This window comes from Stenotrophomonas sp. Sm6012, assembly GCF_030985895.1.
Lineage (GTDB): Bacteria > Pseudomonadota > Gammaproteobacteria > Xanthomonadales > Xanthomonadaceae > Stenotrophomonas > Stenotrophomonas forensis.
This window is the reverse complement of record NZ_JAPTFX010000035.1, coordinates 24,463-35,459: the sequence shown is the minus strand read 5'-3', so window position 1 is coordinate 35,459 and position 10,997 is coordinate 24,463. Positions and strand designations below refer to the sequence as shown.

At 67.7% G+C, this 10,997-nt stretch carries 15 protein-coding genes; 7 read left to right on the top strand and 8 right to left on the bottom strand.

What is annotated here, in order from left to right; all coding sequences use genetic code 11:
* Window positions 1-45: 45 nt before the first annotated feature.
* The 5 genes from O0J73_RS08900 to O0J73_RS08880 all read right to left on the bottom strand — a co-directional run bounded on the left by O0J73_RS08900 (window position 46) and on the right by O0J73_RS08880 (window position 3,828).
* Window positions 46-1,161, bottom strand: a complete 1,116-nt coding sequence (locus tag O0J73_RS08900) for an alkene reductase (protein ID WP_308308519.1) — start codon at window positions 1,159-1,161, stop codon at window positions 46-48.
* Window positions 1,162-1,299: 138 nt separating this feature from the next.
* Entirely contained in the window at window positions 1,300-2,175 is an 876-nt protein-coding gene (locus O0J73_RS08895) for an EcsC family protein (protein ID WP_308308518.1), read from the bottom strand.
* A 45-nt stretch (window positions 2,176-2,220) separates the two neighbouring features.
* Window positions 2,221-2,793, bottom strand: coding sequence for an oligoribonuclease (orn, locus tag O0J73_RS08890; RefSeq protein WP_006452087.1), 573 nt, complete (start codon window positions 2,791-2,793; stop codon window positions 2,221-2,223).
* Between the two features lie 75 nt (window positions 2,794-2,868).
* Window positions 2,869-3,393 (bottom strand): tRNA adenosine(34) deaminase TadA, encoded by a 525-nt coding sequence (tadA, locus tag O0J73_RS08885; RefSeq protein ID WP_006452089.1) that lies wholly within the window; start codon window positions 3,391-3,393, stop codon window positions 2,869-2,871.
* A gap of 75 nt (window positions 3,394-3,468) precedes the next feature.
* Window positions 3,469-3,828, bottom strand: coding sequence for a helix-turn-helix domain-containing protein (locus O0J73_RS08880; protein ID WP_197563650.1), 360 nt, complete (start codon window positions 3,826-3,828; stop codon window positions 3,469-3,471).
* Window positions 3,829-3,906: 78 nt separating this feature from the next.
* On the opposite strand from O0J73_RS08880, the gene O0J73_RS08875 reads away from it, so the two are divergent.
* The 3 genes from O0J73_RS08875 (at window position 3,907) to O0J73_RS08865 (ending at window position 5,444) form a co-directional block, all read left to right on the top strand.
* Window positions 3,907-4,674: an NAD(P)H-dependent oxidoreductase gene (locus O0J73_RS08875; protein WP_308308517.1), complete on the top strand. Its 768-nt coding sequence runs from the start codon at window positions 3,907-3,909 to the stop codon at window positions 4,672-4,674.
* A 67-nt stretch (window positions 4,675-4,741) separates the two neighbouring features.
* Window positions 4,742-5,179 carry an acetyltransferase gene (locus O0J73_RS08870; RefSeq protein WP_308308516.1) on the top strand — a complete coding sequence of 146 codons (438 nt, stop codon included), beginning with the start codon at window positions 4,742-4,744 and terminating at the stop codon, window positions 5,177-5,179.
* A 58-nt stretch (window positions 5,180-5,237) separates the two neighbouring features.
* Window positions 5,238-5,444 (top strand): hypothetical protein, encoded by a 207-nt coding sequence (locus O0J73_RS08865; RefSeq protein ID WP_006452125.1) that lies wholly within the window; start codon window positions 5,238-5,240, stop codon window positions 5,442-5,444.
* A gap of 22 nt (window positions 5,445-5,466) precedes the next feature.
* Here the strand turns inward: O0J73_RS08865 and O0J73_RS08860 are convergent, their stop codons facing one another.
* Both O0J73_RS08860 and O0J73_RS08855 read right to left on the bottom strand, forming a co-directional pair.
* A complete protein-coding gene (locus O0J73_RS08860; RefSeq protein WP_308308515.1) occupies window positions 5,467-5,973 on the bottom strand; it encodes an N-acetyltransferase in 507 nt (168 codons plus the stop codon).
* Window positions 5,974-6,046: 73 nt separating this feature from the next.
* Window positions 6,047-6,304, bottom strand: coding sequence for a YjhX family toxin (locus O0J73_RS08855; RefSeq protein ID WP_040007459.1), 258 nt, complete (start codon window positions 6,302-6,304; stop codon window positions 6,047-6,049).
* A gap of 265 nt (window positions 6,305-6,569) precedes the next feature.
* Here O0J73_RS08855 and O0J73_RS08850 point away from each other — a divergent pair, with 265 nt between their 5' ends.
* Both O0J73_RS08850 and O0J73_RS08845 read left to right on the top strand, forming a co-directional pair.
* Window positions 6,570-7,244 carry an HD domain-containing protein gene (locus O0J73_RS08850; protein WP_308308514.1) on the top strand — a complete coding sequence of 225 codons (675 nt, stop codon included), beginning with the start codon at window positions 6,570-6,572 and terminating at the stop codon, window positions 7,242-7,244.
* A gap of 120 nt (window positions 7,245-7,364) precedes the next feature.
* Entirely contained in the window at window positions 7,365-8,576 is a 1,212-nt protein-coding gene (locus O0J73_RS08845) for an MFS transporter (RefSeq protein ID WP_053450152.1), read from the top strand.
* Between the two features lie 16 nt (window positions 8,577-8,592).
* On the opposite strand, the gene O0J73_RS08840 is transcribed toward O0J73_RS08845, so the two are convergent.
* Window positions 8,593-9,069, bottom strand: coding sequence for a MerR family transcriptional regulator (locus O0J73_RS08840; RefSeq protein ID WP_006452130.1), 477 nt, complete (start codon window positions 9,067-9,069; stop codon window positions 8,593-8,595).
* An 89-nt stretch (window positions 9,070-9,158) separates the two neighbouring features.
* On the opposite strand from O0J73_RS08840, the gene O0J73_RS08835 reads away from it, so the two are divergent.
* Both O0J73_RS08835 and O0J73_RS08830 read left to right on the top strand, forming a co-directional pair.
* Window positions 9,159-10,397: an NADH:flavin oxidoreductase/NADH oxidase family protein gene (locus O0J73_RS08835; protein WP_308308513.1), complete on the top strand. Its 1,239-nt coding sequence runs from the start codon at window positions 9,159-9,161 to the stop codon at window positions 10,395-10,397.
* A 92-nt stretch (window positions 10,398-10,489) separates the two neighbouring features.
* A complete protein-coding gene (locus O0J73_RS08830; RefSeq protein WP_308308512.1) occupies window positions 10,490-10,966 on the top strand; it encodes a hypothetical protein in 477 nt (158 codons plus the stop codon).
* Window positions 10,967-10,997: the final 31 nt, after the last annotated feature.

The window sequence follows — 10,997 nt, the reverse complement described above, 5'->3', positions numbered from 1 at the left end:
CCCCCCCCCCCAACTACCAGGAACCGCGCAGACCGGCCATCGGCGTCAGGCCTCGACGACCGCTTCCAACGCCGGATAATCAATGAACCCGGCCGCCCCACCACCAAAGAACGTCGCCCGGTCCGGTGGGTTCAATTCGGCTCCCGCGCGCAGGCGCTCGGGCAGATCCGGATTGGCGATGAACGGCCGGCCGAAGCCGATCAGGTCGGCCCAGCCCTCAGACAGCGCCTGCTCGGCGCGCTCGACGGTGTACTTGCCGGCATAGATCAGCGTGCCCGGGTAGACCATGCGCAGCGCTTGCTTGAACGCGACCGGCATCAACGGCGCGTCTTCCCAGTCTGCCTCGGCGATATGCAGGTAACCCACGCCAAGTTCGCCCAGCAGGTGCGCGGCCGCCAGGTAGGTCGCCTGCGGCGTATCGTCCACCGCGCCCTGCAGGGTGGTCAGCGGCGCCAGGCGCACGCCGACGCGCTCCCCACCGACCACCGCCACCACCGCCTGCACCACCTCGCGCAGGAAGCGCAGCCGGTTCTGCAATGCGCCGCCGTAGCCGTCGGTGCGCTGGTTGGCCTGCGAGTCGATGAACTGGTTGATCAGGTAGCCATTGGCACCGTGCAGTTCGACGCCATCAAAGCCAGCAGCGAGCGCATTGCGGGCGGCCTGCGCGTAGTCGGCGATGATGCCCGGAATCTCATCCTCCGCCAGTGCACGTGGCATCGAGTGCTGGATCATTTCGCCCACGCCGGCATCGGGGCCTGCGCCGGTCGGGTCGACGAAGACCTTCACGCCGTCGGCCAGCAACGCCGAGGAAGACACCGGCGCCACGCCACCCGGCTGCAGCGCCACGTGCGAAACCCGGCCGACGTGCCACAGCTGCGCGTATATGCGACCGCCGGCGGCATGCACGGCGTCGGTGACCTGACGCCAGCCCTGCACCTGCTCATCGCTGTGGATGCCGGGCGTCCAGGCGTAACCCTGGCCCTGCGGGCTGATCTGGGTACCTTCGCTGACGATCAGGCCGGCGCTTGCACGCTGCGCGTAGTAGGCGGCCATATCCGCGGTGGCGACGTTGCCGTGCGCTGCGCGCGAGCGTGTCATCGGCGGCATCACGATGCGGTTGGGCAGGGTCAGAGCGCCCAGGCGGTGGGGGGTGAACAGCATGGCGGCAATCTCTTGCGGGGGAGTACCGGCAAGGATGGGGATGGAGCCCGCAGCACAACAGGCGCATCGTGGCAAAACAGTTGTGCCCGGCAGGCAAGGATCACCCGCCATCAGAGCTCAGCCACGCATGGCGTGGTTCTATTCCAGGCTGGGCTCGATCCTGATCGCACCGTGCGCCACCCGGTCGTAGCAGGCGCGCACCACATCCTCGCCATACTTCAGTTCCAGCCGGCGCACGATGAAGTGGCCGCGCGCCATGTCCTGGTAGTAATCGGTGAACATGGTATTGAGCGTTGCACCGGCTGCCGCACCTACGATCGGCACCGCCTGTGCGGCAAACTTTTCGGTCACCACCACGCCGAAACGCGCGGCCACCTTCTCCACCATCTTCGCCAGCAGCTTGCCGGCTTCCTTCGGCGCCACGCCCAGGGTCAGGTCACGCCCCGTCACCGCGCGCCCGGCCAGTTCGGCCGACAGGTGCCGCATCACGTCGGTGGTGAAGCCGCGGGCCAGGTAGTAACCGGTCTCGCTGGCGTCATCGCGCGGCGAGTTGCCGCCCAGCGCGAACACCTCCAGGCAGGCCTGGCGGGTACTGAACTCGGACAGGTCGAAGCCCTCGCTGCGAGCCACGTCGGCCACCGCACGCATCATGATGGTGGTCGACACTGGCAGCTCGATGAACAGCGCGGCGAAGCCAAAGGCCCCGCCAACCGCACCCGAGGTTGCCGCTGCCAGCTTGTGCCAGCGCGTGGAGGCGCCCTTGCCGGGGCTGTTGTCCATGCTCCACAGCGCCGCCTGCGCCGACTTCGACAGCGCCGCCTGCACCGCGCCATGGATACGGCCAGAGACCGCCTTGGGCAGCGCCTTCACCGCGAATTCCAACGGGGTGCCGACCAGGTTGGCCATGCGCGCGGTCAGGGTCGGCGCTTCCAGCAGGGTGACCGCCCGCTGCAGGTCGGACCAGTCGCGGGCATCGTGGGCGATGTCGCGGGGGAGCAGGATGGGCTCGTTCATGGCGCCGATCTTAGCGCCAGGGAGTTGAACGGAGCGTAGTGCCGGTCAAGGCGTCGGCAGGCCCGACAGTGCGCCCATGAACTGGCGGTAGTGGCGCAGCTCGGCGATCGAGTCGTGCACATCGCTCAGCGCGGTGTGGTTGCTGTTCTTGCCGACCCCGGCGGCCACGGTCGGCGCCCAGCGCTTGGCCAGTTCCTTCACCGTGGACACGTCCAGGTTGCGGTAATGGAAGTACTTCTCCAGGCGCGGCATCTGGCGGTGCAGGAAACGGCGGTCCTGGCAGATGGAGTTGCCGCACATCGGCGACAGGCCGGCCGGAATCCACTGTGCCAGGAAGTTCACCGTCTGCGCCTCGGCCTGGCCAAGCGTGGTGGTGCTGTCCACCACGCGCTGCCACAGGCCCGAACGGCGGTGCTGGTTGCGGTTCCACTCATCCATCGCCTCCAGTGTTTCCACCGGGTGATGAATGGCGAACTCCGGTCCTTCGGCCAGCACGTTGAGCTGGGCGTCGGTGACCACGGTGGCAATCTCGATGATCGAATCGTTGTCGGTATCCAGCCCGGTCATTTCCAGGTCGATCCAGATCAGTCGTTCGTTGGCCGCGCCGTTGTCCGCCATTGTGTCGCCTCGTTGCTGGGCAGGCGCGCGGCCTACCGGATAGGGAAAGAGGCGCCCATCATACCCGTTCGCCGTTCAGCCCTCGTCGGCGTGGTCTTCCAGCAGCAGCGGCGGCTTGCCCCGCTTGGCACGGAAATAATTGGTCAGCCGCGTGCTGGCTTCCTTGGCCAGGACGCCGCCGTGGATCTCGACGCGGTGATTGTGGCGGGCGTCGCCGAGCAGATCGAACACGCTGCCACACGCCCCGGTCTTGGGGTCGCTGGCCCCGTAGACCAGGCGCGAGACGCGCGCATGCACGATCGCCATCGCGCACATCGCGCACGGCTCCAGGGTCACGTACAGGGTGCTGCCTAGCAGCCGGTGATTGGCCAGCAGCCTGCCCCCCGCCCGCATGGCCACGATCTCGGCATGCGCACTGGGATCATGCGAGGCGATGTTGAGATTCCAGCCTTCGCCCAGCAGCCGGCCATCGGCGCCGACCAGCACCGCCCCCACCGGAATCTCATCGAACTCGCGCTGCGCGCGCTCGGCCAGCGCCAGCGCATGGCGCATCCAGTGCTCATCGGCGTCGTGCACCGGTACACCCAGGGTGTCGGTCATGGCGGTTCTCGCGTCGTTGCTGGGCCAGGATGGCCGCCGCGGCGCTAGTGTACGCCCCGCTTCGTGCAGGCGTCGCTAACGCGCGTCGAAGCGATCGCGGGCCGCATCCAGCACGGGGAAGTTGTGCTCGGCCCAACGGTCCAGCGCAGCCAGCGTGTCGACCAGGCTGCGCGCGACCTCGGTCAGCCGGTACTCCACGTGCAGCGGCTTGCTGCCGTGGTCGCAGCGCTCGACCAGGCCATTGCGCTCCAGTTGCCGCAGGGTCTGGGTCAGCACTTTCTGCGAGAGCCCTTCGATCTTCCGCAGCAGCGCGCCATTGCGCATCGGTCCCTGCGCCAAGGCAGGCAACAGCAGCATCACCCACTTGCCGGAGATCAGCGCCAGCGCATCGCGCGCCGAGCAGTCCGCCGCATAGACGTCGCCGGGAAAGGCCATGGTTACCTCAAGGTGCGTAATTGCCGGAGTACGCCGGGCTCGCCAGGATGGTCGCACACTCCAACACGTCCTTTCCGCATGCACGCCCTGATCCTGCTGGCCCATCCCGAACCGCGCTCGTTCAATGCCCATCTGGCTGCCCAGGCAACCGAGCAGCTGCAGCATCAAGGCCTGCGGGTGGACATGATCGACCTGTACGCTGATGCCTTCGATCCGCTGGAAGCGGCCCATCACCATCCGCAGCGCCTGCAGCCCGGCCACTTCGATGCACAGCGCGAGCAGCGCCACAGCGCCGAACAGGGACAGCTACCGGCCGACGTGCAGCGCCACCTGCGCCTGCTGCAGGCCACCGACCTGCTGATCCTGCAGTTTCCGCTATGGTGGTTCGCGGCGCCGGCCATGCTGAAGGGCTGGCTGGACCGCGTGCTGGTCTACGGACCGATCTACAACAGCCGGCAGCGCCACGAGCACGGCGTGATGCGCGGCAAGCGCGCGTTGCTGAGTGTCACCACCGGGTCATCGGCGCGGGCATGCGCGGTGGACGGCCGCGAGGGCGACACCCGGCTGCTGCTGTGGCCGTTGATGTACAGCCTGCGCTACGTCGGATTCGAGGTGATGCAGCCGCATGTGGTGCATGGCGTGCGTTCCGGGCTCCCACCCGAACGCGTGCAGGCGCACGATGCCGCGCTGAAGGCCGCCACCGGCAACTACCGCGAACGGCTGGCGCACTGGCAACAATGGCCGAGCGTGCCATTCAATGACAGCGAGGACTTCGAGGATGGCGTGGTGCTTCGTGCGGACGCAACCGCGTTCAGCCCCTTCATCCGCCATCGCAACGGGGAATGAACCCACGCCTGCAGCCATCGCCCGGAATCTGCATACTGCACACTTTTCCGAAGCACCTTGGTGACCCATGACCACCCTGCGCCCCTCGCGCGCCGACGACGGCGCCGCCCTCGTCGACCTGTGGCGTCGCGCCGTCGACGCCACCCACGACTTCCTCAGCGCCGAAGACCGCCAGGCCATCGATGCCGAAGTGGCCGGCTTCCTGCCGCAGGCACCGATGACCGTCGCCGCTGATGCACAGGACCGCCCGCTGGGTTTCATGCTGATCGACGGCAGCCACATGGAAGCACTGTTCATCGACCCGGACGTGCGTGGCACCGGCATCGGCCGGCAGCTGCTGCAGCATGCACTGGCCCTGCATCCGCAGCTGAGCACCGACGTCAACGCGCAGAACGCGCAGGCCTTGGGTTTCTACCTGCGCATGGGCTTCATCGAAACCGGACGCTCACCTGTGGATTCGCAGGGGCGCTCGTATCCGTTGATCCATCTGCGGCATAGCGCCTGACATCCTTCGGCAGCCGCCCCGTGCTAGCGTAGCTTCTTTGAATCAAGGAATGCCGTGCATGGATGGCGCAAAAGCCCTGTTGACCCTGTTCGCGCTGGGCATCAGCCTGGTCTGGATCCTGGTGCCGTTCGCCATCTTCGCCGTGCGCAACCTGTTGCGCGAGGTGCTGGTCGAGCAGCGCCGCACCAACGAACTGCTCGAGCATATCGGCGGCTACCGCATTCCCAGGCCGCAACCCGAACCGACCGCCTGGCGCGCGCCCTGAGCAGGAGCGCGCCAGGCCCGGCTCAGGAGGTGGCCTCGAATGCCGGTGAGTACTGCACCACGCCCTGCGCCATTGGTGGGCGCAGGCAGAGGGCCTGGAAGTACTCCGCGGGCACGCCCGGCAGTATCAGGCCTGGTTCGACGCGGAAACCAAAGCGTCCGTAGTAGCCCGGCTCGCCCAGCAGCACGCAGCCCCGTGCTCCCTGCTGGCGCAGAGCGTCAAGCGCGGCACGCATCAACGCCGCACCGATGCCCTGCCCTTGCCATCCGGGCAGTACCGAAATCGGACCGAGGCCGAACCAGCCGCTGCTGCCATCGCTGATCGCCACCGGCGAAACCGCGACATGGCCAACCCGCTCGCCATCGACCTCGGCCACCAGCGAAACCGCCAGCTCGCCACGCGCGCGCAGTGCATCGACGATGAAGTGTTCGGTATGGCTGCTGTGCTCGGCGGTAGCGAAGGCTGCGGCTGTCAGCGCATGGATGGCGGCGATGTCGGCCGCGGCTTCATTGCGGAGGGTGTAGTTCAAGGGGCACCTCGATCGATGCGGCGCACCCGGCCAGCGGGTACGCGGTGAAGGGAAAGGGTCGCCATGGCGTGCATCAGCGATTGTCCAGCTGCGGGCGCACCGCAACCAGTCCGGCGCGGTTGATGCGGTAGGGACGACCGTCATGCGAACTGATCAGGCGCTTGTTTTTCAGCTTCTTGAAGACGGCCAGCGTGCAATCGCTCAGCAACAGGCCTTCACGATTGAAGCATTCAACGCTGCGGACACGGCCAGAGCCGTCGCGGCTGAAGGCAATGCAGCCGCCCTGGGCGAGAACGTGCAACGTCCTCTGCTCCGCTCGGGAGATATTCATGGAAAGAGAGATCCTGCGTAATCGGAAATGCGGACGACACGGGCTGCCAACGGCACCCGGCCAGGGGAACACGCATTCGATAACCACTCCCGGCAGACACACGGGAAGGGTTATCCGATGACGGCAATCTCCAACATGAAAAACCACACTCGGCAGGCACCTGCGTGCTGCAGGCACGCGCACGTTACCCAGCCGCCTGCGGCGGGTCAACCTCGGCACCAACGCGATTGGGCGATAATTTATCTTTCATCCGCAGGAGCCGACGATGCAGCAGCCAACGATGGACTGGGTGGCACAGGCACGCGCGCTGGCCAGCCAGGCCCACGCCGGGCAGCAGGACAAGGCAGGCCAGCCCTATATCGAGCACGTGGCGCGCGTGGCGGCGGCGATCCATGACGATGACATGGCCAAGGCGGCTGCCTGGCTGCACGACGTGGTCGAGGACTGCCCCCAGTACGCGGCGCAGGTGCAGGCCTTCCCGGCACCGATCCGCGACACCGTGAGCCTGCTCAGCCGGCACACCGCCGCTGATGCCGATCAGTACTACGCGCGCATCCGCCAGCATCCACCCGCCTTGAAGGTGAAGCTGGCCGACATTGCCGACAACGCCCACCCGCGCCGGCTGCTGCAGCTCGCCCCGGCGGTGGCCGACCGCCTGCGCAGCAAGTACGCCGCCGCGCTGGTCGCCCTTGGCGGCCAACGCGCGGCCACCGCCACACCCGCTACGGCAACCACACGGCTGCTGCAGCTGATGGATGCAGCACGCACGTTGGCAGCGCTGGCCAACGAACCTGAAGTGACCGCCGGCAGCGGCCAGGACGCTCCGCACCCACGCCAGGCAGCGCTGCTCGCCGTATGCGAAGTGGTGCGTGCCGAAGTGGAGGCACAGATGACGCCGGAGACCTTCGTCATCTGGAGCGACATGTACGTGCAGCCCTGACCGCCGCCCGATGCAACCCGGGTACCACCGGTCAAACGCTGATTCTTGGCCATGGGCACTGATCACTGCTGCGGTGCAGCAGTACAATGGGCGGCTCCCCCGTCCCCATCGCGCCCCCGCATGAGCCCCAACTCTTCCCTGGCTGCGCGGCTGACGCCCCGTCAGCGCACCCTGATCATTCTCGCCCTGTCATTGGGCGGCTTCGCCATCGGCACCAGCGAGTTCGCCAGCATGGGCCTGATGCTGGAGATCAGCCGGGGCCTGTCGATCTCTGAAACCCAGGTCGGTCACCTGATCAGCGCCTACGCCATCGGCGTGGTGGTCGGTGCGCCGATCCTGGCGTTCGTCGGCGCGAGTTTCCCGCGCCGCAAGCTGCTGTTGGCGCTGATGGGGTTCTATGCCGTCGGCAACCTGGCCAGCGCGCTGGCGCCGAACTACGCCACCATGCTGCTGGCGCGCTTCGTCGCCGGCCTGCCGCACGGCGCCTACTTCGGCGTGGCGATGCTGGTGGCTGCGGCGATCAGCCCCGCCGGCCAGCGTGGCCAGGCGATGTCGCGCGTGCTGCTCGGCCTGTCGATCGCGATCCTGGTCGGCAATCCGCTGACCACCTGGCTGGGCCAGCAGCTGAGCTGGCGCACCGCCTTCGCCCTGGTCAGCCTGCTGGCCATCGCAACCGTGGTGATGATCGCGCGCTTCCTGCTGCCCGATCCGGACGAGGTGCGTACCTCGCCGATGCGCGAACTGCGCGCCTTCAACACCACCCAGGTGTGGCTGGCGCTGGCGATCGGTGCGGTCGGTTTCGCTGGCATGTTCTGCGTGTTCACCTACCTGGCACCGACCCTGGTGCAGGTCACCGGCGTGGCCGAATCGTGGATGCCGCTGGCGGTGGGCGTATTCGGAATCGGCGCGATCATCGGCAACATCGCCGGTGGCTGGCTGGTGGACAAGTTCCACTTCAAGGCCGCCGCCGTGGTGCTGCTGTGGTCGATCGTGATGCTGTTGCTGTATCCGCTGGCGGCGCAGTCGGTGTGGACGATCGGCCCGATGATCATCACTGTCGGCACCATGGGCGCGCTGGCGGCGGTGCTGCAGACCCGCCTGATGGACGTGGCCGGCGAAGCACAGACGCTTGCCGCCGCTTCCAACCATGCCGCGTTCAATACCGCCAATGCCCTGGGTCCCTGGCTGGGCGGCATGGCGATCAGCGCCGGCTTCAGCCCGGCCAGCACCGGCTACGTCGGCGCCGCCACCGCCCTCGGCGGCCTGCTGCTGTGGGGTGTGGCGGTGATGCTGGACAGGAAGCGCAAGCACGCCGTCGCCGGCAGCCACTGAGCATCGCGCCGGGTCGTCAGTCGCTGCCGGTGCGGCGGCGGCCCGGCCGCAGCAACGCACCATCGCCGGCTGCCAGCGTGGGCCGTGCCAGTTCGCCACGCTGTACGCGGTCCAGTACCCGCCGTGAATTGGCCGCGCAATCAATGCCCTCCGGCTTCGCCTGGATATCCTCGATCAAGGCCAGCAGGTGCGCCCGGCTCTGCGCAAGGCGCAGTTGCAGCGCCTCGATATCGGCCACCTTCCGCCGCAGCATCGTGATCAGCGCATCGTGCTGCCACTGGCCCATGTCCGGCGGCAGCAGCGCACGGATCTCTTCCAGGCTGAAGCCGGCGCGCTGCGCGCCGATGATCAGCTCCAGCAGCAGTACCGCCTGCTCCGGGTAGTCGCGGTAGCCGTTGGCCTGGCGCTGCACCACCAGCAGCCCGGCATCCTCGTAGAAGCGGATGCGCGACGCGGCCAGGCCCGTGCGCCGCGCCAGCTCACCGATCTTCATGGGCCTGAATCCTCGACATCGGCATCGGTTGACCTTCAATCAAACTTGAAGGTTAGCGTAGCGCCATTCCCCTGTCCCGGAGCTGTCCGATGTCCCTGTTCTCGCCGCTGGCCCTGCCTTCGGGCGCCGTCATCCACAACCGCATCGCCAAGGCCGCGATGGAGGAAAACATGGCCGACGCCGACCACGCGCCCTCGCCCGCGCTGCTGCAGCTTTATCAGCGCTGGGCCGACGGCGGCGCCGGGCTCATCATCACCGGCAATGTGATGGTCGATGGCCGTGCCATGACCGGACCAGGCGGTGTGGTGCTGGAAGACGATCGCCATCTTGATCGCTTCATCGCCTGGGCGGACACGGCCCGCGCGCGCGGCGTGCAGATGTGGATGCAGATCAACCACCCCGGGCGGCAGATGCCGGCCGCGCTCGGCCAACCGGCGCTGGCGCCTTCAGCGGTGCCGCTGCAGATGGGGGCGTTGTCCAGCCAGTTCGCACCGCCGCGGGCGATGACCGGGGCCGACATCGAAGAGGTGATCGCCCGCTTCACCCGCAGTGCCGAGCTGGCCGAGCGTGCTGGCTTCAGCGGGGTGGAGATCCACGCCGCACACGGCTATCTGCTCAGCCAGTTCCTGTCACCGCTCTCCAACCGCCGCGAGGACCGTTGGGGTGGCAGCCTGCAGAACCGCGCGCGCCTGTTGCTTGAGATCGTGCAAGGGGTGCGCACTGCGGTGTCGCCCACGTTCGCGGTGGCGGTGAAGCTCAATTCCGCCGACTTCCAGCGTGGCGGCTTCTCGCCGGAGGACGCGCGCGCGGTGGTGGAGATGCTGGCCCCGCTGGGTGTGGATCTGGTCGAACTGTCCGGTGGCAGCTACGAAGCACCGGCCATGACCGGCGCCGCGCGCGATGAGCGCAGCCTCGCACGCGAAGCCTACTTCCTCGAGTTTGCGCGCGAGATCGCCACGGTGGCGACGATGCCGCTGATGGTCACCGGCGGTATCCGTCGCCACGCGGTGGCCCAGCAGGTGCTGGACAGTGGAGTTGCGATGGTGGGCATCGCCACCGCGCTGGCGATCGAACCGGACCTGCCCAAACACTGGCAGCAGGGGCACGACGCGGTGCCGATGCTGCGCACCATTGACTGGCGCAGCAAGCCGCTGGCGGCCAGCGCACACATGGCGGCGGTGAAGTACCAGCTGGGCCGGCTGAGCCGGCGCCGCCCCACCGCGCCCGGCATCTCACCGGTGTGGGCGCTGCTGCTGGCGCAGGCAGCGGGAAGGTGCCGGACACGTCGCTACAGGCGCTGGATCGCCGCGCGCGCAGGCAGCCGCTGAACAGGCAGGCTTCTCATCGCGGCAGCGATGCTCCACCATCTGCGTGATCGGCGGCAATCCGCTCCCGATCACAGCAGGCACAAGGAACCCACGTGGCAGCCGCACCGACCAGGAACCGCGAAAAACTGCTCGATGACCTGCTCTCGCTCGGCCGCAACTGGGCACTGGCGATTGCCATTGCCGGTGCCGGAGCTGCGGTCCATTACAGCGAATCGGTGTACGAGGCCGGCCTCTGGCGCGGGCTGCTGCCGACGCTGTGCTTCCTGGTCGCCCTCATCTGGATCGTGCTCAGCATCATCCGCTTCGACCTGACCCTCCAGCAGCACTTCGAGCGCAAGCGCACGCGCTGGCTCAGCCGCCTGCTGTACGTCGTGCTGCTGGGCACCGGCATCACGGCGGTGTTCTTCGTCACCGAACTGGCGGCCAGCAACCACATTGCGCGGATGTGCGACTCGGTCGCCAACGAACCGGCAAGCCGCATCTACCGGTCGAGCGAATGCCAGCGCCTTTACCAGCATCGCGCGGCGTACCGGAAACGACTGGAATCGGTCGAGGGTGAGTTCGACTGAGCGCCTGGCGGGCCGCTGTGCAGCACCGGAC